We start from the raw sequence: 25,371 nt of genomic DNA on the forward strand, positions 1-25,371 counted from the left end.
ACCGCAGCATGGTCGGACAGCACGGCAGCGGCGCGTGCCTCGAACCGGCCACGCTGTACCTGAACATCGTCGAGACGCGCGGCGAATCGCGGCACAACCACTGAGGCGTACGGACGCCGGCCACTAACCTTCTGGAGACATTCAACATGCCTCACGCTTACCTTCCCTCCGACCTTGACGACGCGCTGCTGATCGGCCGCGTCTGGCGGCCCGCTCCTGTAGACGGACCGTCCGTGATCGTCGTGCGGCGCGGCGAAGTCGTCGACGTCACATCAACGGTCGCCACCACCGCAGATCTCTTTGATCGTGCCGATGCGGTGGAGATCGCGCGTCATGCCCCGGGTGAATCGCTTGGGTCTGTCGATGCGCTGATCCGCGCGTCGCTCGATTCATCCACACAGGCGATGCATTTGCTCGCTCCCTGCGACGTGCAGGCGGTCAAGGCATGCGGCGTGACGTTTGCGGTGAGTCTGCTCGAACGCGTGATTGAAGAACACGCAGGCGGCGACGCCAGCAAGGCGCAAGAGACCCGCGCGATGATCAACGAGTTGATCGGCGCGGATCTGTCGAAGATAAAACCCGGCTCTGGAGCAGCGGAAAAGCTGAAGGCCGAACTCGAACGGCGCGGCGCGTGGTCGCAATACATGGAAGTCGGAATTGGTCCGGATGCCGAAGTATTTTCCAAATCGCAACCCATGTCCTCGGTTGGATTTGGTGCGGATGTCGGTTTGTATCCGACTTCGAAGTGGAACAATCCCGAACCGGAAATCGTGCTGGCGGTGAACAGCGCGGGCACCATCGTGGGTGCAACGCTCGGCAACGACGTGAACCTGCGCGACATTGAAGGCCGCTCCGCGTTGCTGCTCGGCAAGGCTAAGGACAACAACGGTTCATGCGCGATCGGTCCGTTCGTGCGCTTGTTCGACAGTGCATTCACTCTCGACACCGTGCGCGAAGCCAGCGTGTCGCTGCGCATTGAAGGCGCTGACGATGGTTTCGTGCTTGATGGCATCAGCCACATGCGCGAGATCAGCCGCGATCCGGCCGACCTGGTTGCGCAGACGCATGGCGCGCATCATCAGTATCCGGACGGTTTCATGTTGTTCCTCGGCACCATGTTCTCGCCGATCAAGGATCGCGACACGCCCGGTGGCGGCTTCACGCATCATCTGGGCGACGTGGTGACGATCTCTACGCCATCGCTGGGCGCGATCGTGAACACCGTGCGTTTATCGACGGAAATTACGCCCTGGACGTTCGGGGTACGGGCGCTTTATGGCAACCTGGTGGCGCGAGGCCTGCTGGAAAGCAAACGCGCTTCCTGAAGCGGAATCAATGCTTTGAATCGACACGGCGCATTCGTCTGACGAAGCTGATAGCCGTCCGACTGCGTCCTTGCCCGGCACCGCTGCAAGGACGCATCCGTCATTCTTACTGATTGACGAGATCTTTGAACGCTTTACCGGCCGTAAACTTGACCGTCTTTGCAGCAGCGATCTGGATGGTGTCGCCGGTCTTGGGATTGCGGCCCGTGCGTGCGGCGCGTGCACCGGTGCTGAAGGTGCCGAAACCGACGAACTGAACGCTTTCGCCGTTGACAACGGCTTGCGTGACAGTAGAGATAAACGCATCAATAGCTTCAGCGGCTGCGGCTTTGCTCGTGCCGGTGGCGGACGCCACGGCGTCAACGAGTTCTTGCTTGTTCATTTCTGTTTTCTCAAAGATGGGTACAACGCACTGCCCATGCGATTGCAAGGCGGAAGCGTCACCTTACCGGACACGCTCGCTGGAGGCAAATCCGTTTTCTTGCAAATTTGTCGCGAGCTGGTTCGGAGTTTGCTGCGGATTTGCTCCGGTCGACGTCTGCGATTTCGCTCCTCGGGCCGTCATGCTGCGTGATAAATCCAAGCATCATGGAATGCAAATGCGAATTCAATAGTTTGCAATGCACTGAAGCTATGCAAGCATTCTTGCTGCCTTCATCGCTGAAATGCGGCCAAAACCGCTTTATGTAGGCGGTTTTCGCAGCCTTCATTCGCTCCCCCTTCTTCCGTCCCGCCCTTTGCACGCCACTCCCATGAGCAAGAAAAAGATCCTCCTGAACGCGTTCAATATGAACTGTGTCGGCCATATCAATCATGGTTTGTGGGCACATCCGCGAGACCAGTCGAAAGATTACCGAAAGCTTTCATACTGGACGGATCTTGCAAAATTGCTTGAGCGCGGACTATTCGACGGACTTTTTATCGCGGATATCGTGGGGGCGTATGACGTTTATCAGGAATCGGTCGACCTGACGCTCAAGGAATCCGTGCAGTTGCCGGTCAACGATCCCCTGATGCTGGTGTCCGCCATGGCGGCCGTTACTCAACATCTTGGTTTCGGCGTCACGGTGAACCTCACTTACGAAGCGCCCTATCTTCTGGCCCGGCGTTTCTCCACGCTCGATCATCTGACCGAGGGGCGGATCGGCTGGAACATCGTGACCGGTTATCTCGACAGCGCCGCGCGTGCGATGGGCCTCACGGAGCAGATTGCCCACGACGAACGCTACGACCGTGCCGACGAATATCTCGACGTCACGTACAAGCTATGGGAAGGCAGTTGGGAAGACGACGCCGTCTTGCGCGACCGCAACGCACGCGTGTTCGCCGATCCGCGGAAAGTCCACAAGGTCAACCATCACGGCCGCTACTACGACGTAGAGGGTTATCACTTGTCCGAGCCCTCGCCGCAACGCACGCCTGTGTTGTTCCAGGCGGGTTCGTCGGGTCGGGGTCAGGCGTTCGCGATCCGTCATGCCGAGTGCGTATTCGTGTCGAGCCAGAGCAAGGAAGGTACACGCAAACTCGTCGATGCATTGCGCAAGCAAGCGGCCGAGGCAGGCCGTGACCCGGCCGGTCTCAAGGTCTTCATGGGCATCACCGTCGTGGTGGGACGCACCACGGCTGAAGCTGAGGAGAAGTTCGCCGAGTACGCGAGCCATGCGAGCGCCGAAGCGGGACTGGCGCACTTTGCGGCGGGCAGCGGTATCGACTATTCGAAGTTCGATCTGGACGACGAACTCGAACCGCCTGGTGGTCACAAGAGCCGCGGCATAGAGTCGTCGGTGCAGCGCGTGACGGACGGGAAATCCGGCTGGACCGTGCGGCGCCTGCTCGATCAGTTGAAACTCGGCGGGCGGTTCACGACTATCGTCGGTAATCCAGTGCAGGTGGCTGACGCGCTGGAATCGTGGATGGATGAAACCGGTGTCGACGGCTTTAATCTGACGCGTACAGTAACGCCTGAAAGTGATGAGGACTTCATCGACCTGGTGATTCCCGAGTTGCAGGCACGTGGCGTGTACAAGACCGCTTACGCCGATGGCACCCTGCGCGAGAAGTTGTTCAACCGCGGCGCGAAGCTGCCGGACGAGCATACGGGCGCGTCGTTTCGCAGGAACCACGCGGGGTGATGGCAGCGGCTGGCGTTACGCTGGCGCCAGCCCTGCCTCGAACTCGGCAAGATAATCGTCGAGCCGGCTATAGGCGTTGTCTTGCTGAAACGCACCTTGAAGCATGTTCACGATCAACCGGTCCCGCACCGCGGGAGTAGTCAGGATGGCGGCAATCTGGCTTCTACACTGCGCCGACATGATTGCCGTCATATCGCGCCCCAGCAGTCTTGGACCTGCACGTTCGAAGGCATAGTCACACGCCGCCAGCAAGAAAAGTTCTGCACCATACAAACGATCAGCGTTCCCCGCGTCCGCATAGTTTTCGAGCAGATAGAGCAAGTCGACAGCGTCTTTAGCGTGGAGGTGACCACGGTCAAGCCACGCAATGAGCTTGGTAATGGCGAGCCCGGGAATGGATGCTACCGGAATGACGAGCTGTTCTTCGATACTGACGCTGACAGCGCTTGCGAGAGCTTCGGCGTAACCCGCGACGTTCATCACGACCTTCATGTCCGGGGGCCACGCGACGGTTGTAGAAGACACCTCCACGCCACCGAAAGGCACGAGATCCACGGGAAAGCCATCCCCCGTCGGCGGCGAATAGTGGAGCCGGTGAATGATCTTCGGATCCGGCCGAAAGCCTCGCTCGTTGAGCAGCGACTCCTTGACCACATTGAATGCTTCCCAGCTTTTGATAGCCATCGCGAAGTCGATGTCCGGACTCGCGCGATTAACCGGAAATCCATGCAGGTGGTACATCAGGATGTCGCGAGCCGTGGCGCCCACCACGAAGTACCGCAGATCCAACGATCGGGCGATGCGATCCATCACGCGTAACAGCGTGCGTTGTTCCAGCGGCAGCGGGGTCTTCAGAAAAACGATACTCATCTAGAGGGTCCAGTTTTCTCGAATCAATGCCGCAGCTTCCAGGTTCCTGGGTTCTCGCGTCCGTATCAAGTCAGCGTAGACAAGCAATGCCGGTGCCGTATCCTGATCGCGACTGGTTTCGCCGAGGTTCCAAAACGCGTCGAGGATTTCAATTGGACCGGATGGATCAGCACGCAACCGATGACGCTTTGCGAGCGCAAGAGTGACATCCTGCCGGGCGTCAGGTTCAACGTAGAGCGTCTGAGTGATCGGGCGTAATTGCCGCGTCAGCCTGGAGGCGGCTATCTCGGCGCCCCACCATGCCTGTCCGGCGGGAATCTCAGCGTTTTCCCACCATGACGAATCCTGTGCAGTGAAGCGTTGAGCATTAAGCTTGGATAGAAGCCGCAGCGGATAGTTAGTCACCCACTCGTCCCGTAATGTCTCGGGATCAAGGAAGCGACGACCGTGGCGCTCATCCTTACCTGTCAGAAGACGGCGTTCACGCAGGTCTTCCAGCACAGGGCCGACCGTACCCAGTGCAATACCCGCTGCCGAAGCAATCTCGCGATATGAGCGGTTGAGAAGCGATGGCTCGCACAGGAGCGCGAAAATCATTCGCAACGCGGATGCGCTCGCGGAAGTGACCGTCCGCCCGGTGGCGTGCTTAAGGCGCTTGACCGCTTCGCCAGATCCACGGCCGATGACAAGCATGTATTGACCCGGCGCGTGGAGATGCATGTTCCCGGCGAGGTCGATGAACTGCAAGCCACGCTTCACGCATTCCTCCGCCAGCGCCGGAGTCAGGTGAGGCACGACAAGCAGAGTCGGAATAACGGACATGCGACCCCATTGACCGATTGTTTCAAGCTCTGCCCGCGTCTTTATTCTCAATCTGGTTTCGACATCGTACTGTTGGACGACGCCGTTCACATCGAGCGTGATGCGTGCGTGATTGCTCGCACCGTGGCGCGTGGCGGATGGCGGATCGATCGAGCTCAAATTAATCGACGTCCGCTTTCCGGCTGCATGGATCGCGCCGCGGATCAAGTCGGCTACGTGAGGGCTGACTTGAGGGTTTAAGGGTGACCTTGACACGGCGCTTTTGTTCATTGCCGGCGGATGTTCAGAATAGTTGAACAGATGGGTAGTATGAACAGGAAGAGAGAGTTTGTTCAAGTATTTATTTTGTTCATTTTTACTGAACAACGTAAAAAGATGAACACACTTTCTATCCAGATAGGTAAAAATCCAGCTAAACTACTGATTTATTTGAAAAATCACCCGTTGTTGCGATAAATGGCTTACCAAACCAGCTTGCGAGAACGCAGCACCCTGGATGAACTGATGAATCGGCTCACGGCGCGCATCGCGGTGCTGCAGCAACCCGACGCCCGCCAGAAACTCAATGCGCTGCTCGATGCGAAGGGTGCATTGACGAAACGGCCCAACGCTGGTGCAACGTACTGATGCCCGCAAGTTGATGGCGCAATTCATCAAGGCTCCCTACGGCAAGAACTATCCCCTCGAAACCACCTCGGCTGGCAGGACCATTCCTGCCAGGTGCGCGAGTGCAATGCACACCCAGGACGATTCTATTTTTCTCACCAACAATTAGCATGCCGATATAAATAAACAACGGCAATCCTCCTTCCCGCTTTCCCATTGCCATCACACCATCGCTGCACTCGCGTCATACCAACGTCTCCCCGGATTCAATCCCACGAATCCTTACAAGCTTAGCGAATTTCAAACTTTACGCACCGTTCACCAGACGTATTGGCTGAGGTATCCTCGACGCTCCAGCATGATGAGCACTCTCTTGAACACTTCCGGACATACCCCGTTGAACATCGTCGTGATCGGTGGCGGCTTCACCGGCGTCGCATTCGTTATCCATGCCATTCGTGCCTGCCCGGCTGGCGTCGATCTCGACTTCACCATTGTGGAACCGTCGGCTGAACTCGGCCGGGGTATTGCCTATGGAACGTCGGACCCGCTGCACCGGATCAACGTACCGAGCGACCGGATGAGCCTGTTCGCCGGCGACTCCACGCACGCGACCCGCTGGCTCAAGGCTCACGACGCAATGGATCCAGGTAGCAGCGACGGCCAGGGCAACTCCTATGTGTCGCGCGCTCGATACGGCGAGTATGTCGCCGCGACCCTGGACGATGTTGTGGCCAACGCCGCCTCGCATGTGCGTGTAAAACATCGGCGAGCCACTGCCACCGGCGTGCGCGAGACCGAATCAGGCTATGCGGTGGCACTCGGCGATGGTTCGCATCTGGAAACACATCGCGTTGCGCTGTGTTTCGGTCATACGCCTTCGGAACCACCCGGGGTCATCGACGAACAGGCGTTGCGCGATCCGCGACTGGTCACGCATCCGTGGGCGCCGGACGCGTTGCGCGCGATCCCGCCGGACGCGTCCGTGCTGCTGGTCGGCACCGGCCTGACGATGGCGGACGTGGCCGTCACGCTGATCGAACGCGCGCATACCGGGCGCATCACGGCGATCTCGCGACGGGGTTTGCGCGCCCGGCCGCATGGACTTTTCTCCGATGCCGCCGATTTCCTCGACCACTCCGCCCCGCCCGCCAGCGCCCGCGAACTGGTGCGCAAGCTCAGGCAGCGGATTGCGCGCGACGAGGCCCGCATCGGTTGGCAACCCGCTGCCGACGCCCTGCGTTTCGATCTTCCGCGAATCTGGAGCGCATTGCCCGCTCGCGAACAATGGCGCGTGGTGAAGAAGCTGCTGCCGTTCTGGGACGTGCATCGCTTTCGCATTGCGCCGCAGATTCATAGTGCTGTCGAGCGCGCCATCGAGAGCGGTCAGATGAGCGTCACCACGGCGGGTATCGCCGCGATCAGCTGCGTGGCGGGGCGCCTGAGAGCAAGCCTTCGGTGTCCGGGTGGCACGCTTGAAGCACACGATTTCGATGCGGTGGTTTTCTGCACGGGACCAGCACGCGATATAGACTGCAATCCGCTCGTGAAGTCGCTGCTGGAGGGTGGGCTCGCGCGGCTGGATGCGGTGCGGATCGGACTCGACACCAACCTTCGGAGCCAGCTCAGGAATGCGGCCGGCGAAGTGTCACCGGGCTTGTTCGCGTTCGGCCCGATGACACGCGGAAGCTTCGGTGAAATGACCGGTGCACCCGACATCGCGCGCCATCTCGAACGAGTGCTTCAGGACGGCAGCCTGCTCGCCTATACATCGCCTTGACGCGTCCCCGTGGATGAACTCATCCGTGCAAGGCAGATGAAGAAAACCACACATGCTCGTATGCGACCACCGCGGTCGCGTCGGGTACACGCTCTGACGTCAGCCACGCCGACCTCACGGCCCACGCCATGTGGAGAGTCGGCGGTGTCACGAACCCATCCGCGGTCGATGCGCCACCAACGCATGCGATAAACCACGAGTTCATCAGCGGTTTCGCTTCAAAACCCGCGTCTGTTCTCGTGATCAACAAGGTTAGTCCGACTTCATCCGACGGGCGCCACGGAAAAATCAGGTGGCCACGCGGACGCAGCGCCTGAAGCCAGGAACGCGGCGGCGCCAGGACGCCTGCGTTCACATAAATAAGATCCGACGCGGGCAAAGGCAGCTTGGTAGCGTCGCCCTGCGTCACCGTCACGCTCTCGAATGCCTGCAAATTCCTGCGTGCCGCCTCGGCCAGGGCGGGTTCGATTTCGAACGCTTCCACGCGGCCGCCCGGCAGCGCGAGCACCGAAAGAATGGCGGTGTAATAACCCGAACCCGCGCCGATATGGCACACCGTATTGCCGCGTTGCGGCGCGGCCGCGCCAAGCCATGCGGCATGCAGGAACGGCTCGCCATTGTTGATTCCCTTACTTGCATCGAGCGCAACCAGGGCGTTCTGGTAAAGATAGACAGGGTCCGCGCTGGGGGTGTCAAAGTACTCGTTGTCCACCATGATCTTCCACGGGCCAGGCGGCAGGAACGCCTCACGAGGCACGAGTTCGAAAACGCGCTCAAGCCTTGGATCGTCGGATTTGCTCGCGGCGGCCATGAGCCGGGCGTAGGACTTCCTGGCTTCCTCGACCCTCGCCTTTTCCTTACGCATGACAATTCACCAAATCAACAAGTCCGCAGTGGTTCTCTAACGTCCGAAAAAATGCCTGCGTTCCTTTCCAGAACTGCGATTCCGCCCAAACAATCGTCCACCGAAATCCGCCGGAAACCGTCTCCATCCTATGAAAACCGGGTATCAGGTTAAGACTAAGCCTTCTATATCCGGTTGTCTTCTACGCCGCTCACCGACGTCAAGATCCGCCAGGCCAAGGCATCTACCAAGCCTATCAAAATCACCAATGCCAATGGGCTCTATATTGAAGTGAAACCAAATGGTTCGAAGCTTTGGCGATACCGCTACGAGCTTAACGGAAAGGAGAACGTGTTCGCAGTCGGCGAGTATCCAGAAGTAAATCTAAAGGCAGCGCGCGCTGGTAAAGAAAGGCACCCATCCGTCGCATGCACGACGTATTGAACTGGTTAACACAATCGAGGGAACTGGTTAACACAATCGAGGCCGGCCGCGAGACTTTCAAAGTCGTTTGCGAAAAGTGGCTTGGCAAAAAGAAAACGACCTGGACGCCTCGGCACTATATCGAAGTGTCTCGGGTGCTTTAGGCAGATCAGCGATCGCCTTTTTTGGCCCCAGACAACGCCCCCCAGGCAATACATACGATCATCGGGATACACGGTACATGACCACATAAAGGACGACCGTCTTCGGACCGTGCGCGGGTGTATTCTGCCGTCGTATACCCGCCATTTCGCCGACGTCGGCGCTCATTGTCTGGAGAAGCAATGAACATTAGCGCACGCAAGCCTGACACACCCACCTGCCAACTGGTGCAAGCTGGCCCACAGTTCCAGGGGAAGCAAGGGCTGACCTATGCTGTAGGTATTTCAGCTGAAAGCGTAGGCTCGAAGCATATGCATCTTCAGCTTGCAACAATTCCGCCGGGTGCCCGTGCCAAAGCGCATCTCCACGCCGAACATGAGACGGCCATCTATCAACTGAGCGGCGTCTCGGGGTGCTGGTATGGCGACCGATTAGAGCAGCATGTGGTGGTTCGGGCCGGAGATTTCTTCTACATCCCCGCAGGGGTGCCGCATGTTCCGTACAACGCGAGCGCGGATGAGCCTTGCGTCGCGGTGATCGCCCGAACGGATCCCAACGAACAGGAAAGCGTTACGATGCGCTCGGATCTTGATGCCCTACCTGACTGGTCGAGCGTTACGCCTTTGCCGCTCTAATTGCGCTGATTACAACGGAGCAGTTGCACCATGACGCGTCGTCGTATCATCGCTGAGCAGAACGGGCGAGCATCTGGAACTGCACGTGTCGTTTGAAGGCACGTGACACATCAGAATGCCGCTCTCGTCGAGCAATCGGCAGCCGCGGCTGGATCGATGCCCGACTAAACACGTGCGCTTTTCACGGCAGTCGGCTCCTTTAAGGTAGCAGCAACCGATTGAAATCCGTCAATCCTGGTAACGGTCAGGCAGCCAGACGGTGCAAGTCACTCGCTTGCGGCGGTGCGTTGCGGAGGCATCGTGAAGAAGGCATGCATGACGTGCCAGATACGGTGGCGGTTGATGCCAAGCACCGCGACATGGGCGACACCCTTGATCTCACAGAATTGTTTGTCCTTGTTCGGCAGTTGCGAGAAGAAATCGAGTAATTCGGCATCCGTAGCATTGCCGTCGTGTTCGGCTCTCGTCATGCAAACGGAACACTGAAGCCTTTTGGGGTCGACCATCGGCATGTGGATCGCCATGTCGACATAGGTTCCGTTCGGCGTCCGGTTCGTCAGCTTCAGCTCGTAGTCACCCAAGGCTTTCGGTACTGCCGGGTCGACTGTCGACGGGTCATCGCGCGAAAAAATGGCGTCGAAGCTCGCTTGCGAGCTCGGCCGGAAGTTGCTGGCCGTGAGGCTTGCAATGTTCGCGCGCCGCTTCATGATCTCGGGCGCGCCCTCGCCGGTATAGGTGAACGCATCGAGCACCATGCGATCGACTCGCTCCGGCTCTTCCATTGCAAAGACACCCAGACGGATCGAGCCAGAAGACTGGCCGTAGAACATGACCTTCTTCTGTCCGGTAACGTGCTCGACAATCGGGAGCGCGGCTTTCAAGTCGTCGACGCCCGATCTGATATTGGAGTTCGATTCGGTCTTGGACGAACGGCCGTAATTCTCATGGTCCATGGTCCAGACGTCAAAGCCGTATCTTGCGAACTCGTCCATGAACGAGTAGTTCGCCAATCCGGGTACCTGCAGGTCGAACCCGCCCCGCCCCGAGAACGACGAGCCATGTACCAGGAACAATACCGGCTTCTGGGCCGCACCCGCGTTTGTGCTGTCTGCGAGGCGCTTGCGGTACAGGTACAACTTCACCGCGCCTTTTTGCGCCCAGTGATCTTCGGCAACGATCTGCGTGGATGCAGCGCTCGCGCTTATCGGCATCACCGTCGTCGTGACCAATGTCAGTGCTGCGCCTTGCAAAAAACGACGTCGCTGTAATACGTTCTGCTTCTCGTTCACATCACTCACATCACTCATTCCGATTCCCTATGACTGTCCGACTATATTGAAGGGTTTTCTGGTATTGCCGATTCATAAAACAAGCCATCGACTTCCAAGTCGACCTCATGGACTCGAAAATCTAGACGCACAGCGTTGCGATCCACCACGCCAACGTCGGCCCGTCGATCAGGCCGCCGCACAAGTCAATTGCCCCGGCAGCGACTTCTCCCCCTATTCCCTCGCGACACCTGCCCCTAGCTGGTGACCTGACGAATCACATTTCGGATCACGCCAATCCGATCGATTTCGGTTTCCATCACGTCGCCAGGTTTCAGGAACTCCGGCGGGTTACGAGCGGCGCCGATGCCCGATGGTGTCCCCGTTGCGATGATGTCGCCGGGCTCGAGCGTCAGACCCAGAGACAGCTCGGCGATGATGCGCGGCACCTTGAAATACATCTGGCTGGTGTTGATTTGCTGCTTCACCACACCGTTCACGCGCGTGGTCAGTTGCAGGTTGGTGTAGTCGATGTCGCTGGCGGGAATGATCCAGGGGCCAATCGGGCCATGACCGTCCAGGCTCTTGCCCTTGAACCATTGGCCGCCATGATCGACCTGCATGTCGCGGGCGGTCGTGTCGTTGATCACGGCATAGCCGAACACGTACTGCATCGCGTCGGCTTCCGTGATGTTACGGCCACGCTTGCCAATAATGACCGCCAATTCGCCCTCCCAATCGATCTTCACGGACACCGATGGATCGAAGGGGATGGGGTCAAAGGGACCGTTGATGGTGTGCGTCCCCTTGGTGAAGAACACCGGGTGCTTCGGCAGAGCTGCAGCTGCCTGCTTCGCGGTCAGACTCTCGCCAAAATGCTCCAGATAGTTCCAGCCGACAGCGTAGACGTTGCGGGCGGGCACCGGGATCGGCGCAAGTAGCCGCACGCGCTCAAGTGACGCATGCGCTCGCCCGGAGGCCGCGCATCGACGCGCCTGTGCGACGGCATCCGGCCCGGCGTCTATCAACGAGACCATGCTCGCCGGGTCGAAGGCCAGCGTCATACCTAACTCGCGGGCGCTCGCGCCGACGTCGATTACCATGCCCTGCGCTGTCACCACACCAAGGCGCGGCGCTTCTGCGGCAGCATGTTGATAGGTCACCAACCGCAACGCATTGCCAGCCGGTCCTGACCCTGCGGGAACCTTGATTGCTGCGGGAGTCGCTCCAGCCCGAGTGGTTACCGCCGAGCTGAGGGCGAGCCCCGTGCCTATTTTAAGGAGGGTGCGACGCGATTTGTCCAAGATCGTTCCTTTGAAGTAGTAGACCTGAATAATAGTGCCTGGCAAGCCTGGCAGCGTATGGCTAACGAGGCCCGGCTCCAGCTAGTTCGCCGGTGAAACAAGGTCGAATCCATTCGCTTTCAACGACGCCTGCACTGCCGGTCCGGTGAGATAAGAGAGCAGCTTTTTTGCCATCTCCGGTGACCCGCTGTTGGCGCCGATACCCACTGCGTAGGTCGTCTTGAGCTGCAGGTCCTCTGGAATAGGCCCGACGAGCGTGACGCCATGAACGGGCTTGATTTCGCTGATCTGCCCTAGTCCGACGGATACTTCGCCCCGCGCCATGGCCTCCATAGCAGTCTGCCCTTCGGCGTAGTACTTGATCTTGGCGTCTACCCGGTCACCAATCCCGAGGCGGTCAATCAGTTTGGCGAGATAGATGCCCGACGTCGCTCCGGTTGCCGGGTTAGCCATGCCGATCGACGGAGCGTCAAGCAAGACATGCGCGAACGCCTGGTCGTCCCCGATCGAGGGCGCAGCGGTGCCGGTCTTGACCGCCATACCGAGTCGCACGCGAGCGAGGTCTTTTTGCGACCCCTCCTGCACCAGATGACGTTCGACCAGATTGGCGAGCGGCGTGGGAGGAACAATGACGAGATCGAAAGCCTCCCCCGACACCGCCCGATCGTGCACCTGGCCTGCGGTGCCGTAGATCAGGCGGACATGGTCGCCACTCGCGGCAAAGTATTGCTCTGGCAGTTTCTCAAAAGCGCCTTTCAGCGCGGCCGCCGAAAAAACTACCAGATCCGCTGCGTGAACCGGCTGAACCACCGCGAGGAGCACGCCGACTAAAAATCCCGCTTTAATTTTCACGAGAACTGTCCTCACGATGAGCCTCATTGAGTACTGTAGACGCCGATGCAACCACCGCACGGACCACCTGTTTTAGGAAGCGGTACAAACACATGTCCATTCACGTCGCTCGTAGCAACCGAGTGGGCATTACCTCCCGTAGGGATGCTCTGCAAGAGCGTGTTGGTCTTGGCGTCGATCACGCCCAGAACCGGACCATTCGGCATCTGCCGGCCGCTAATGTAGTACTGCCCGTTTTTAGCGCTATAAGCCACTTCGTCAGCTGCGCCCATATCGGGAACCGAGGCGACAACTGCCCCGCTATCTCCGTTGACGATCAGCGTAACCGGTTTGAGCGTCGACTTCTTTCCGCCGGCGTTGCAACCGATCACCAGATTCTTTCCCGGCCCGCGTGCCAGCCCGGCAGGTGTGCAGCCGGAAACCTTCATGATTTTCGTGACTTCGCCCTTGAGCGGATCGATCATGGCGATTCCGCCCGTTGACTTGTCGCCCTTGATTTCCGGAACCGTCATCAGGAAGATGCTTTTTGGCGCGTAATAGATCGGCTGCTCGATTCCATCGGTCGCGTCCTTGAAGACGATCTTCTTGAGGATCTTATGTCCTGGCTTGGTCGAGATCAGCGTCACGAAGGGAGGATCGTCCGCATCGTTGGTGACAATAAAGATATGGTGCTTGGGATCGTACGCCATTTCGTCAGCGCGGTTTTTCCCGCCAGTCTTGATCGTATCGACGATTTTCTGGGACTTGAGGTCGATGACCTTGACCGAGCTATCCCCATCGCCGGCCCAGGCTTCATTGCCAATGACCAGGACGCCATTAGGCCCTGCCGTGTCGTTGTCCTTGTCGAAGCCGACAAAACCGGGGACCTGGCCAATTACCTTCTCTGTCGTTCCGTCGACAATATCAACGGCCTTGTTGCTTCGGTCGGCCAGGTAATACCGATTTGTCTTCTGATCGACATAACTGATGTCGAACGAATCCAGGGCCGCGCCCGGAATCTGCACTTTGGAAATCATCTTGAGTTCAGCGGCGCCGACATGGCCGGTCAGGACACAAGAAAACAGGCTGCCGAGCAGCGCGAGCGACTTTAGCTTGTGTGACATCATCTCCATCCTTTTTGTATTACTGCCATTGCTTGTTTCAGGTTTAACAGCCGATGTTTTTTGCACGGGTGGTACCTGGCGGAGGCATCGAAAGAACCCGCTTCCTTCGCCGGTTGCCTGCAAGGTATTCGTGAATCTCAGGTTCCATTTGCCAGCCGGATAATTTGTTCAAGACGAGTGTGCAGTCTGAGACGCCGCGGCAGTGGCTATCAAAACACTCGCGGCTTTTGCATGCGTCGTCAGAACTTGTGGGTAATGCCCATGATAAAAGCGACCTGATTTGGCGTGCTTGAGCTGGATTCGAGGTCACCCACAGAACCGCCGGCAGCGACGATGCTATTGCCGTCTGCGCTGAAGGTGGTGCCGTGTGCATGCGAGTAACCGCCGATTGCGTAGACGGTCGTACGCTTGGACAAGGAGTATTCCGTGCCTGCCGCAACGGTGTTGTACGTCGCCGAAGAAGCCCCGCTTGACTTCGTAAAGGTGTAGCCGACGTTCACCACAAGCGCTGGCGTCACCTGGTAGTCGAGGGAGGTGGCTCCGGTATTGAAGTTTTCAGTACGGTTGAATGCCGCGAAGCTTGTATAGGGCTTCCACTCCGCATTGCTGTAGCGCACGTTAGCGGTAAACGGACCGATAGCATACTGAGCTGCAACGTGGGCGATCAGCCGTGAGCCTACAAACGGGACGCTGCCAAAGAGCGGCGTGACGGAGTTGTTCTGAGTCTGGTCGGCCGTGCCCAAGCCACCGGGACCGTCATTCTTGGCGAAGATGTAGCCAGCGGCCAGTCCCAAGCCGCCGTGGGTGTACGACACAGCAGCCGAGGAAAGTTCCTGCGACGATATGCTGCCCGCCACGCCGCCCAAGCCGTACATCAATTCATACTGCAGGCCGCCATAAGTCGGGCTCGTGTACTTGATCGAATTGTCAACCCGGAAGGTATTGTCGTTGTTGTCAGCATCGCCAGGAGTCGTAAACGCGGGACCGTACCCGTCGCCCGTAAAGGGTTGAACAAGATCAACCGTCGGATCCAACTGGCGACCGATCGTGATCGTGCCCAAGGTGGTGCTCGACAGGCCCACCCATGCATTCTTTCCAAACTCGCGGCCACCCTGCCTCAACTTGCCTGTGTTGATGTCAAAGCCGTTTTCCAGGTTGAAAATCGCCTGAAAACCACCACCCAGGTCCTCCTTGCCTTTAATGCCCCACTGGTTGGTGGTCAGGTCAGCACCCTGCATCGTGACCAGGGAGGCGTGACCCACATTGTTGTAGTACGCCAATGCGTTATCAATCTCGCCGTAGAGCGTGACACTGCTTTGGGCTTGGGCGACAGAAGCTGCGGACAGCATGGTCAGGGTAAAACCCGATATTGCGAGGCGTCTCATGAAATCTCCAAAATATTATAGGTATAGGAATCCATAAATCCGGTAACTTAGTACACCGATTTAATCTGTGAATAAGTGCCAGCGCAAAACGCTGCGGTGCCTGGTGGACCAGAACAGCCGGCTAAGCGCTTCAAGAGGCGGGAAAGCAAGGGATTCGGCTACGTTGATACGCTCTCACGCGCAGTCATACAAGGGCCTCCGTTGTCATCGTAATTGTCATCACCAATTACGCAAGCAGCGTGCCAGTCTGTTCGACTACTAAGCTGTTGATTTGAGGTGCATTTGCCGTTTGTTCATTCGGTCTTATTGCGGAAAACCAGAAAAGCGGCCATTTGATGGCTGGAAATAGGGTCGAGCTCTTCCAGACCCTGATCCAGACCAATTCATTTGAACTCGTCGGTGCTGATACCCAAGCGACGTATCTTGTCGTACAGAGTTTTTTTGGGTACCCCCAAACGCTCGCACGCGATAGCCGTGCGACCCGAACATCCGCGCAACGCCTCTTCGATCAGCTGGCGCTCGAACAGATTGAGTTTGGTCTCAAGCGAGGGTTTCTCCGTATTGTCGTCGCTGCTGGCTGCCTCGACGCGCGTCGGCATACCTAACGTGAAACGCTCGGCCACGTTACGTAGTTCCCTTACGTTCCCTCCCCAAGGTCGCGACATCAGGTCGTGCATTTGCGCTGGCGAGATGTCCGGTATCGGCCTGTTGTATTCAGCCGCAGCCCGAACGACGAAGTGCTCGAACAGGAGGGGGATATCCTCCCGGCGTTCCCGCAGCGGAGGAATCTCGAGGACCATAACGCCTAGCCGGTAGTACAAGTCATCGCGAAAGTGGTTTGTTGAAGACAACGCCAACAGATCCGCCTTGGATCCCGCGACGATCCTGCAGTCCATCTCAAGCAGATCATTGGAGCCGACACGCTCGAACTTTTTCTCCTGGAGCAAGCGCAGCAGTTTTACTTGCAACGACATCTGCATTGTTTCAATCTCGTCCAGAAACAGCGTGCCTCCCCGGGCATACTCAATTTTTCCGATACGCCGCTTGATCGCGCCGGTGAAGGAACCAGCCTCATGGCCGAACACTTCGCTCTCGAACAATAGCTCGGGAATACCCGCGCAATTGATCGCCGCGAAATTCTTTGCCTTTCGATGCCCGTAATCGTGCAGTGAACGGGCGACCAACTCCTTGCCCGTTCCTGTTTCGCCGAGAATCAGTGCATTCGCGTCGGCGTCGGCAAGTTCCAGGATCATTCGGCGCAGGCGCTCGATCGCTGGAGAACGTCCGAGAATCCTTGCTTCTATATTGTCCCGATGCGCAAGTGCCTGACGAACGGATGCGAGTTCAAGCGTCAGGCGACGTTTTTCGAGCGCGCGCTGAGATACGTCGACGAGTTGTTCCGACGAGTATGGTTTCTCGACAAAATCATAAGCACCCCGGCGCATCGCGTCGACCGCCATCGGGATATCGCCGTGACCAGTCACGAGGATGACCGGCAGCGATGCGTCAGTTCCGACCGTATGCTCTAATAATGCGAGGCCGCTCATGCCGGGCAACCGGAGGTCGCTGACCAGAATACCGGGGAAGCCAAACTCGATATAACGCAGGGCATGTTCGGCCCGCTCGAACGACTGAACCTCCAGGCCGCTCAAACGAAGTGCTTGCGTGCCGCCGAGGCGCACCGCCGCGTCATCTTCCACAAACAGCACTTTCAGATTTTTAGACATCGTCTTCTCACAGTGTGGTCCGTTTTAGCCTGACGGTGAATTCAGTGCCGTCTGGTCTGTTTTGGGCGACCAGGGTTCCTCCGAACTCCTGGATGATGCCGATCGAAATCGTCAAACCCAATCCCAACCCTTCGCCCTTGTCTTTAGTCGTAAAAAACGGCTCGAACAAGTGATTTCGTACCTCGTCCGATATGCCCGTGCCGGTATCGCGCACGCCGATCGAAACGTGATCCGCTTCGTCACAGACGATAATTGTCAGCACGCGCGCCCGAGCCGGGCCGTCGATGTCGATTTCGGTCATCGCATCCAGTGCATTACTAATCAGATTGATAAATACCTGCTCAAGCCGGTTAGGTTCCGCGATCGCGTACACACTATCTTCTGGCTCTTCGCGCACTAACTCGACATTGCCGCTGCGAATCCGGGCATCAAGCAGGAAGATGGCGTTGGAAATGGCTGAGCCGATCAGGACCCGTTCGAGGTAAGTGGGCGATTTGCGCGCAAAGCGTTTGAGCTGGCTGGTGATTTTTCCCATGCGTTCGGTCATGTCGCAAATGACCCGCAGGTTTTGACGCGCCTCGTCGAATTCAAGCCGCTGCATGAACATCAACGCGTTCGACGACAACGTCCGTAGCGCTGCCAAAGGCTGGTTCAGTTCATGTGTGATGCTTGCGGACATCTGCCCAAGCGCAGCCATTTTTCCGGCCTGCACCAACTCCTGCAATGTCGATTTGAGTACGGCTTCTGCACGCCGGCGTTCCGAAATCTCAATCTTCAACGTCTTGTTGATTCGATTCAACGCATCGGTTCGGCGCGCCACCTTGCGTTCAAGTTCCTCATTCATGTGGTGCAGGTTTTCCTTGGCCGCAAGTTCCTGCGCGACGATCCGCCGCCGCTGCAAAAGATACAAAATGAAAACCATCACCAACGTCATCCCCAACCCGACCCCAAGGGCGACGTTCGCTGCCGATACTTCTGCCGGCGTGATGTCGGACAGCGTGCTTATCGTCCAGCTTGTATCAGGCACCGGGCGGCTCAACAGCAAAAAGCGGGATCTTAGAAAAGCCGGGGCGTGTGGGCCCGGACTGGCCTTAGGCGCGAACCTGGATATATTGGCCGTGTCCCCTGCCGGCTCTTGCATGATCAAGCCGACTGGTTCCAGTGCGCCCGGAGCATCATATTGATGGTTGGCAATGATCGCCGCGCGCGCTTGCGCCGATAAGACGCTGAGTGACTTGAACCTCCAGCGGTCCTGAGTCGATAGAAAAATAACGCCGTGCATATCGCTGAGCGTTGCCGTATCGCCCGCACGCTGCCAAATTTGCTCGATCTTGCTGAGGTTGATCTTGACGGTCGCGATGCCAACGACCTTTCCGCTGGCGTAGATTCGCTCGGCATAGAAGTAGCCAGCTTCCTTGCTTGCGGCCCCCAGGCCGTAGAACGTGCCACTGCCCGTCGAGAGCGCGTTCTGAAAATAAGGTCTGTAGCCGTAGTTAATTCCGACGAAACTGTAGGGCTGGTCCCAGTTACTCGACGCCAGCGTGTTGCCCTGTACATCCATGATGTACAGCGTATCCGAGTGCGCCCCCCGATTGACCGCGGCTAAATATTGATTGACCCGCCCGGTGAGCGCGGCATTGTTGGGCTCGACCAACAGTCGCACCACTTCCGGATTGAGGTTCACGAGCGACGGCAAGTAGGCATAACGTGCCAATTCGCTCTTTAGTGCAGTGTCGTAGATATCGATGCGATGGACCGCCGCGCGCCGAATAGTCTCGATGCCGAGTTGCTCGGCGTATTGATAAGACCAGTAGATACCCGCAGCAATGAGCAGCACGACTCCGGCATATCTCTTCAACCATTGCAGAGCATGCACGTGCTGGCCGAGCCAGCTGCGCACCGGCCGATCGCCTCCTTCCAACCCGGGATTAACGCCACCGCGTGACATAGGCAGCTCTCGCTAATGCAGCGACGCAACAATGCAGCAAGCCGGATCGCTCGTTCTCCGGGCGGCCGCACGGGGCATCGCCCACTGGGTGATATAAGCAATGGCGCGGAGAACCGCCCGCACACGCATATCCGCTCCGCACCGATAAACGCCGCGCCATTCACCGCGACAGCGCTTTAACTTGATCAGGCGCGAGACTTCGCGGCGGATAGGTTCTGCGTCGTTGGCGGCGCGTTCGCCATGTGTGCAGGAGACGTCGCCGAATCCGGAATGCGCAAGACGCGCGCTGCCGGCATGGTCGCTTCACCGTGCCATCGCGCCGACCGCGACCCGATGACTGCATTGCCGGTGCCGGCATGATTGAGAGTGAAAGTCAGAACCGTGCCGGCCCGGTCGATCGTGGCCGGGTGCGGCAAAGATGTGTTATGCAAGTCGCCTCCTGCTATATAATTATTTTATAGTTATTGTATACAGCGTATTCACTGAATAATGGAATGTCAATGGCCTCTGCAACGAAAGGCACGCTGGCGGGAGAAACCGTCGAAGGGCCGGACCAGGTGCTCGATGCCATCGGCCGCAAATATCACGCACGGATGCACACGGCCGATGCATCCAGCGACTCGCTCAGCGACGGCGTGGTGGTGCCTGCTCTGCGGGAAGCGATCGTGGAAGGCGTGCTCGCACCGGGAAGCCGGCTCTCGGAGGTGCAGTTGGCGAAGCAGTTGAACGTCAGCCGGACACCAATGCGTGAGGCGTTCGCGCAACTCGAACGCGAGGGGCTTGTGACGGTTGTAGCGCGAGTGGGCGCGTTCGTACGCTCGGTGACGCTGCGCGACGTGGCAGAGATCTACACCGTGCGCGCGGCGCTCGAGTGTCTTGCCGTGCAACTGTGCGCGCAGAACATCACCGCACTGGGGCGGGCGCAACTGGAAGATGTGATCGAAGAAATGCGCAAGGGTGTAGTCGCCGAAGACGTCACCGCTTATGTGGATGCGCTCGATCGTTTTTATTCCATCGTGATGACGCTTGCCGACAATCGTGCTTTGCAGGCTACGCATGCAAGCCTGATCGGGCCGGTTCGGCGCCTGCGGCGTATAGCCATGTCGCGGGGGGGACGGATGCGCATGTCGTTCGACCAGGCGGTAAAGATCAAGGATGCAATTGCGGCGGGCGATGCAAGTGTGCAAGACCTGATGCGCGAGCAACTGCGCGGCGCTTGCGAAGCTGCAACTGAGGTGTTGAAGGAAACTGTAGGCTAACCCTTCACCCTTTTGATTGAATATCACCCGGCGCATTAATTTTTCATCCGCAGAGAAACGCCCCGGCAGTCCATCTGATCGGCAGCTCTTCATGATTTACTTGCGCGAAAAACTCACATATATATAGAAATACTAAATACATTTTCGTCACTGTATAAGCAGTCCTCCAACGAAGACCGCGACCCCGGGTTTGACGTGAAGCGGGTCGACAGCGGCGCGGGTGACGTGTGCGGTGCCGCAGTCAGAACGGTCAGCCTAGAAAAGCCCCGCCGTTCGCATGAATCGCCTGGCCGGTCACATAGCGTGCTGTCGGGCCGCACAGAAACTGCACGAGGCTCGCGACTTCGTCGGGCTGGCCGCGCCGGCCGAGCAACGTGGTGCGTTCAGCGTGGTGCGCAGGTTCGCTGTTGCCAGCCGAGCCGCCGCGCACGGTCGCGATCAAGCCGGGCACCACGCAATTGACCGTGATGCCGTCCGGACCCAGATCGTGCGCCAGTGCTCGCGTCAAACCCACCAGGCCCGCCTTCGCCGCGATGACGTGCGCGCGTCCCGCCGAACCCGCATGCGCGGACATGCCGCCGATATTGACGATCGCACCGGCCTTCGATTGCCGCAAATAAGGCAATGCTGCGTGCGCGCAGAGATACGCGCCGTCGAGAATCACCGACATCACTTCGCGCCAGCGCGGGAAATCCAGTTCCTCAAACGGCACTTCGCGACGCACGGCGGCGTTGTTGATGAGAATGTCGATCTGCCCGAAATGGTGAATCGCGGCTTCCACCAGGCTTTGCGCGCCCGCCGGTTCGCTGACGTCGGCCAGATGCGCGGCCGCGCGCCCCCCCGCTGTTTCGATCGCACGCACGACTTCGGCGGCCTCGGCAGCGGAAGTGCGCGCATTGACGATCACCGCATTGCCCGCCGCCGCGAGTTCCAACGCGATCTCGCGGCCGATGTTGCGCGCCGCCCCGGTGACGACCGCGACGCCGCTGATTTCTGCTTTCATGAATGCACTCCCAGGGATTCCGTAGATAACTTCGATTCTGCGCTGCCTTGCAGCGGCCGGTCGGGACGAATCCAGAATGACAGCGCAATGCCGACCAGCAGCAGCGCAATCGACATTACGAATGGCAAGCGATAGCTGCCCGTCATGTCGGTGATCAGGCCGAACGCGACCGGTGACACGACCGCCGCGAGACCGGCCGCCGTGCTGACGAAGCCACTCGCAACGCCCGCATAGGCCGGCGCGATATCCATCGGCACGGCCCAGATCGGTCCTTCGGTCGATTCGAGACAGAACAACGCCGCAGCAAGACACAGCACGATGACGGTTCGGTCGCGCACGAACAGTACGCATGCGAGAAACAGCAGCGAGCCCGCGAAGCCCATGATGATTACGTTGCGGCGCGCGTTGTTCAGATTGCCGGTGCGTCGATAGATCGCGTCGGTCAGCAAGCCGCCCGCCGTATCGCCGATCACCCCGGCGAGAAACACGCCCGACGTAAACAGCGCCGTGGTCTTCAGATCGATGCCATACACGCCGACGAAGAAGCTTGGCAGCCAGCTCAAATAGAGCCACAACGTCCACGCGTGACAAAAGAACACCAGCGTGACCGGCATGATGCGTCGAATCAGCGGCCACCATGGCACCGACGTGCGATGGCGCGGGCCGGCATACGGCGGCAATGCATCGACTTCGGCGGCGGTGATCGACGGATGCGCGCGCGGGTCGTCGCGAAAATACAGCGCCCATGCAATCACCCAGACCGCGCTGACGCAACCGAGCGCGATAAATGCGCCCCGCCAGCCGAGCAGCGGAATCATCAGCACGAGTAGCGGCGGCGTAACGGCGGCCGCCGAGCGCGCGGCTGAGTGCGTGAAGCCCTGTGCGAAGCCACGTCTTGCCACCGGGACCCAGTTGGCCATCGCGCGCGTGGCGTTCGGAATGGTGCCGGCTTCGCCGAGACCGACCAGCGCGCGCGAGAGCACCAGCGTCGCGAGGCCGCCGGTCACACCGGTCGCGAGTGTGCCGAGTGCCCACAGGATGCCCGAGAACGCCAGCATCCGGCGCGGTCCGATCCGGTCACCAAGATAGCCATTGATCACCTGAAAGATCGCGTAGCAATAACCGAACGCCGAGAATGCGATGCCAAGCTGCGTGTTTGACAGATGCATCTCCGACTTCAGCAGCGGCGCCGCGATGGAGAGATTCACCCGGTCGACGTACTCGATGAAATACATCGCGCAGATCAGCAGAAACACTCTGCCCGTGGTACCGGTGAACATGCCTGCTTTCGATTTCATCGTGAACCGCCCTGCCGGTTGCCATGGTGCATGGTTTGCTCCTTCAGTGTCGATTGCCGCCGATTCTCTTCCGAAGCGCGATCGTCTTAATTCGGAATGCGTAGGATTATTTCTGCAATGCCTGACAGGCTGTTTCCCGTGCCCACTTCACGCAAAATAGACCGACCAGATAGATCAGCGAGACGGCGGTGATCGCCGGCGGATAGGAACCGAACATCGCCGCGATCGCGCGCCATCGATACTGCAAGCAGCGTATTACGTCTTCTCGACAGGGCGTGCCAGATCGGCCAGCGTGGCAATGTTCTCCAGCGATCCCATCTTCCATCCGGCTTCAAGCAAGCTTGCGGCGTGTTCACCGCCCAGAATCGGTTCGACCAGATCAGTGAACTTGGCGGCCAGATCGTCATGGGTCATCGGCCGCTCGATGCTGCCGATTGCGTGCTCGACATGCTTCTCGAGCCGCTCGCCGCTCGTCAGCGTGATCGTGATGTGAACTGCGTCGGCAGGCATCGCGGGATCGACCTCGGCGGTAACCTTGTCGCGCAGTTGCACTGTCGCGGTGTCGTGGACGGCCGCATCACTGTATTGATGCTCACCCGCACGACCGTCGATGATCGCCACTGCCGCCGAGTGATAGACGCTGAACTTGCCGTCGAGCCCGGTCTTCGGCGTGCGCTTGCCGGTCAGTTCGAGCACCAGCGGATGCGCCTTCAGCAGCACCGACGCAATGGCGCCCGCCTCGAGTGCATGTTCGTTGCGCAGTTGGATGCAGCCGTCGATCGCCGGATGGATCACGATGCCGCACGCAAACGGCTTGTACGAATTCAACAGACTTTCATGACGTTCACCGAGCCCTTCCGTGATTTCGGCGTAGTTGCGATGCGTACTCATCACGTTCGCCCAGCCGCGTTTCGCTTCGATGCCCTGCTCCGAACTCGTATAACCACGCGCCGCCAGCAACGCCGACAGCAGGCCGTTCTGCGCCGCGCGACCCGGATGGAAGCTCTTGGTCATCGTGCCGAACATCTCGCGCAAGCCGACCGGCTGTGTCGCCGCGAGCCCGAGGGCCCAGGTCATCTGCTGTTCGTCGAGCCCGAGCAGCTTGCCCGCAGCAGCAGCCGCGCCGAACACGCCCGCCGTGCCGGTGATGTGCCAGCCGATATCGTAGTGATCGGGATAGACCGCGTTGCCGATCCGGCATTCGGTTTCGATGCCGAGCGCCAGCGCGTGAATGAACTCCTTGCCGCTGACCGGACGATACTCAGCCAGCGCGAGAATCGCGGACGCCACCGGCCCCGCAGGATGAATCACCGTCTTCAGATGCGTATCGTCGAAGTCGAAGACGTGCGAGCTGATGCCGTTGAAGAGCGCGGCGCTCAGCACGTCAACCTTCACCGCGCGGCCGAGTACCGTTGCCTGCGCAGGACCGCCAAACGGAGCGAGCGCCGCGATCGCGATCTCGACTGCTTCATGCCGCGACGCGCCGACCGCACAGCCCATCCAGTTGACGAAAGTACGCACCGCATGGTCGCGCACGGCTTGCGGCAGGTTGTCGGCGCGCGCGTTGACAAGGTAGCGCGCAAGGGTTTGGGTGACGCGATCGGCTTGGGTCATCGGATCGTAAATGGTAATGAAGGCATGGAAAGGGGAGCGGTAGCGTGCGAGATTGCATTGTACATATTGTCGACAATACGCAAATAGTGGAAGATTCCAGTTGCGCGAGGGTATTGTAGATAGTATGTTGTCGACAATCTTCAAGATGCAATGTGCGTAGTACACTGTGCGCTTTCCAGATGCAGGCCCGCCCATGCCCCGTTCCATCACTTCGCTCGAGTTGCTTCGTTCAGTCACGCTGTCCGGTCTCGTGCAGGATGAAATCCTCCGTCGGATCAAGACTGGCGAGCTTGAGGCCGGCATGAAGCTCAATGAGATGGATCTCGCCGAGCATTTGAAGATCAGCCGCAGTCCGGTGCGCGAAGCGTTTCGCGCGCTCGAGGAAGCGGGTCTCGTGTTGCTGGAAAAGAATCGCGGCGTCTACATCCGCGAGATTTCCGATACCGAAGCCGCCGAACTCTACGAAGTGCGCGCGGGGCTCGACGAGATGGCCGGCCGCCAGTTGGCGTTGAAGATCACCGACGCGCAGTTGCAGGAACTGCACGCGATGCTCGATCAGCTCGAAGCCAGCTCTATCCACGGCGAGCTGAACAATTACTTCACGTTGAATATCGCGTTCCACGACCGGCTGGTCGAACTGTCGGGCAACGCGACAATGCTCGGTCTGTACCGGCAGGTGGTCAACCGAATGCATCTGCTGCGCCGACGCGGTTTTTCGATTGTCGGCAGCTCACAGGCGTCGCACACCGAACACCGGCGGATTCTCGACGCGCTCGCGCGCCGCGATCCCGAAGCCGTTGCGATAGCGATGCGTCAGCACGTGCAGGCGGGATTCCAGCGCGCGATCAGCGCGCACAGTGCGGAAGACGCCGCAGCCGCAGCCGCTGCCGGTGTCGTTGCCGCTGAGTCGACGCGAATCACCCTTGCTGACAATCGGCGCTAGCCAAGGAGCGCGCTTTGCACGCGCGTGACACGGAGACGCACGCATTTCATTACCGACTCGGAGTGGTC

Annotated in this window: 23 protein-coding genes; 8 read left to right on the top strand and 15 right to left on the bottom strand. The window is 59.0% G+C overall.

All coding sequences use genetic code 11. From position 1 onward, the window contains the following. The first annotated feature begins 146 nt into the window (after positions 1–146). Entirely contained in the window at positions 147–1,325 is a 1,179-nt protein-coding gene (locus AWB69_RS31585) for a fumarylacetoacetate hydrolase family protein (protein WP_062090756.1), read from the top strand. Positions 1,326–1,431: 106 nt separating this feature from the next. On the opposite strand, the gene AWB69_RS31590 is transcribed toward AWB69_RS31585, so the two are convergent. Continuing rightward, the gene (locus AWB69_RS31590) at positions 1,432–1,755 is read right to left on the bottom strand and encodes an HU family DNA-binding protein (RefSeq protein WP_269447508.1); all 324 of its coding nucleotides are present in this window, start codon (positions 1,753–1,755) and stop codon (positions 1,432–1,434) included. 322 nt (positions 1,756–2,077) lie between these two features. Between AWB69_RS31590 and AWB69_RS31595 the strand changes: the two genes are divergently transcribed. Beyond that, positions 2,078–3,457 carry an LLM class flavin-dependent oxidoreductase gene (locus AWB69_RS31595; protein ID WP_062090758.1) on the top strand — a complete coding sequence of 460 codons (1,380 nt, stop codon included), beginning with the start codon at positions 2,078–2,080 and terminating at the stop codon, positions 3,455–3,457. Between the two features lie 15 nt (positions 3,458–3,472). Here AWB69_RS31595 and AWB69_RS31600 read toward each other — a convergent pair whose 3' ends face one another. Together AWB69_RS31600 and AWB69_RS31605 are read right to left on the bottom strand one after the other, a co-directional pair. Beyond that, positions 3,473–4,327 carry a nucleotidyl transferase AbiEii/AbiGii toxin family protein gene (locus AWB69_RS31600; RefSeq protein ID WP_062090759.1) on the bottom strand — a complete coding sequence of 285 codons (855 nt, stop codon included), beginning with the start codon at positions 4,325–4,327 and terminating at the stop codon, positions 3,473–3,475. Further along, positions 4,328–5,515, bottom strand: a complete 1,188-nt coding sequence (locus AWB69_RS31605; RefSeq protein WP_231937301.1) for a type IV toxin-antitoxin system AbiEi family antitoxin — start codon at positions 5,513–5,515, stop codon at positions 4,328–4,330. It lies immediately after the preceding gene. Between the two features lie 138 nt (positions 5,516–5,653). Here AWB69_RS31605 and AWB69_RS50455 point away from each other — a divergent pair, with 138 nt between their 5' ends. After that, the gene (locus AWB69_RS50455; protein WP_269447509.1) at positions 5,654–5,776 is read left to right on the top strand and encodes a hypothetical protein; all 123 of its coding nucleotides are present in this window, start codon (positions 5,654–5,656) and stop codon (positions 5,774–5,776) included. A 352-nt stretch (positions 5,777–6,128) separates the two neighbouring features. Next, positions 6,129–7,535, top strand: a complete 1,407-nt coding sequence (locus AWB69_RS31610; protein WP_197500366.1) for an FAD/NAD(P)-binding protein — start codon at positions 6,129–6,131, stop codon at positions 7,533–7,535. Between the two features lie 19 nt (positions 7,536–7,554). Here the strand turns inward: AWB69_RS31610 and AWB69_RS31615 are convergent, their stop codons facing one another. Continuing rightward, positions 7,555–8,400, bottom strand: a complete 846-nt coding sequence (locus AWB69_RS31615) for a protein-L-isoaspartate O-methyltransferase family protein (protein ID WP_062090762.1) — start codon at positions 8,398–8,400, stop codon at positions 7,555–7,557. 174 nt (positions 8,401–8,574) lie between these two features. Between AWB69_RS31615 and AWB69_RS50910 the strand changes: the two genes are divergently transcribed. Both AWB69_RS50910 and AWB69_RS31620 read left to right on the top strand, forming a co-directional pair. Continuing rightward, complete coding sequence (locus tag AWB69_RS50910) at positions 8,575–8,823, top strand: Arm DNA-binding domain-containing protein (protein WP_075644026.1); 249 nt, start codon at positions 8,575–8,577, stop codon at positions 8,821–8,823. 323 nt (positions 8,824–9,146) lie between these two features. Next, positions 9,147–9,599, top strand: a complete 453-nt coding sequence (locus tag AWB69_RS31620) for a cupin domain-containing protein (protein WP_062090763.1) — start codon at positions 9,147–9,149, stop codon at positions 9,597–9,599. A 266-nt stretch (positions 9,600–9,865) separates the two neighbouring features. Here AWB69_RS31620 and AWB69_RS31625 read toward each other — a convergent pair whose 3' ends face one another. From AWB69_RS31625 to AWB69_RS31660, 8 genes are all read right to left on the bottom strand, one after another. Beyond that, a complete protein-coding gene (locus AWB69_RS31625; protein ID WP_062090764.1) occupies positions 9,866–10,906 on the bottom strand; it encodes an alpha/beta fold hydrolase in 1,041 nt (346 codons plus the stop codon). Between the two features lie 218 nt (positions 10,907–11,124). Further along, positions 11,125–12,171 carry a fumarylacetoacetate hydrolase family protein gene (locus AWB69_RS31630; protein WP_062090765.1) on the bottom strand — a complete coding sequence of 349 codons (1,047 nt, stop codon included), beginning with the start codon at positions 12,169–12,171 and terminating at the stop codon, positions 11,125–11,127. 81 nt (positions 12,172–12,252) lie between these two features. Then, positions 12,253–13,023: a molybdate ABC transporter substrate-binding protein gene (locus tag AWB69_RS31635; protein WP_197500367.1), complete on the bottom strand. Its 771-nt coding sequence runs from the start codon at positions 13,021–13,023 to the stop codon at positions 12,253–12,255. Positions 13,024–13,046: 23 nt separating this feature from the next. Continuing rightward, positions 13,047–14,192, bottom strand: coding sequence for a YncE family protein (locus tag AWB69_RS31640; protein ID WP_156529026.1), 1,146 nt, complete (start codon positions 14,190–14,192; stop codon positions 13,047–13,049). A gap of 173 nt (positions 14,193–14,365) precedes the next feature. Then, entirely contained in the window at positions 14,366–15,511 is a 1,146-nt protein-coding gene (locus AWB69_RS31645; protein ID WP_062090768.1) for a porin, read from the bottom strand. Between the two features lie 383 nt (positions 15,512–15,894). After that, positions 15,895–17,238: a sigma-54-dependent transcriptional regulator gene (locus AWB69_RS31650; RefSeq protein ID WP_062090769.1), complete on the bottom strand. Its 1,344-nt coding sequence runs from the start codon at positions 17,236–17,238 to the stop codon at positions 15,895–15,897. A 7-nt stretch (positions 17,239–17,245) separates the two neighbouring features. Beyond that, positions 17,246–19,186, bottom strand: a complete 1,941-nt coding sequence (locus AWB69_RS31655; RefSeq protein ID WP_062090770.1) for a sensor histidine kinase — start codon at positions 19,184–19,186, stop codon at positions 17,246–17,248. A 185-nt stretch (positions 19,187–19,371) separates the two neighbouring features. Then, positions 19,372–19,617: a hypothetical protein gene (locus AWB69_RS31660; RefSeq protein WP_156529027.1), complete on the bottom strand. Its 246-nt coding sequence runs from the start codon at positions 19,615–19,617 to the stop codon at positions 19,372–19,374. Positions 19,618–19,686: 69 nt separating this feature from the next. On the opposite strand from AWB69_RS31660, the gene AWB69_RS31665 reads away from it, so the two are divergent. Beyond that, entirely contained in the window at positions 19,687–20,445 is a 759-nt protein-coding gene (locus tag AWB69_RS31665) for a GntR family transcriptional regulator (RefSeq protein WP_156529028.1), read from the top strand. A gap of 250 nt (positions 20,446–20,695) precedes the next feature. Here the strand turns inward: AWB69_RS31665 and AWB69_RS31670 are convergent, their stop codons facing one another. The 3 genes from AWB69_RS31670 to AWB69_RS31680 all read right to left on the bottom strand — a co-directional run bounded on the left by AWB69_RS31670 (position 20,696) and on the right by AWB69_RS31680 (position 24,360). Further along, positions 20,696–21,448, bottom strand: a complete 753-nt coding sequence (locus AWB69_RS31670; RefSeq protein ID WP_062090773.1) for an SDR family NAD(P)-dependent oxidoreductase — start codon at positions 21,446–21,448, stop codon at positions 20,696–20,698. After that, positions 21,445–22,746: an MFS transporter gene (locus AWB69_RS31675; protein WP_082913668.1), complete on the bottom strand. Its 1,302-nt coding sequence runs from the start codon at positions 22,744–22,746 to the stop codon at positions 21,445–21,447. Before AWB69_RS31675 ends, AWB69_RS31670 begins: the two co-directional genes overlap by 4 nt. A gap of 255 nt (positions 22,747–23,001) precedes the next feature. Continuing rightward, entirely contained in the window at positions 23,002–24,360 is a 1,359-nt protein-coding gene (locus AWB69_RS31680) for an MmgE/PrpD family protein (RefSeq protein WP_062090774.1), read from the bottom strand. Between the two features lie 193 nt (positions 24,361–24,553). Here AWB69_RS31680 and AWB69_RS31685 point away from each other — a divergent pair, with 193 nt between their 5' ends. Next, entirely contained in the window at positions 24,554–25,303 is a 750-nt protein-coding gene (locus AWB69_RS31685; RefSeq protein WP_062090775.1) for an FCD domain-containing protein, read from the top strand. Positions 25,304–25,371 lie beyond the last annotated feature (68 nt).

Origin of the sequence: Caballeronia udeis, assembly GCF_001544555.2 — a bacterium.
In the GTDB taxonomy this organism is placed as follows: Bacteria; Pseudomonadota; Gammaproteobacteria; order Burkholderiales; family Burkholderiaceae; genus Caballeronia; species Caballeronia udeis.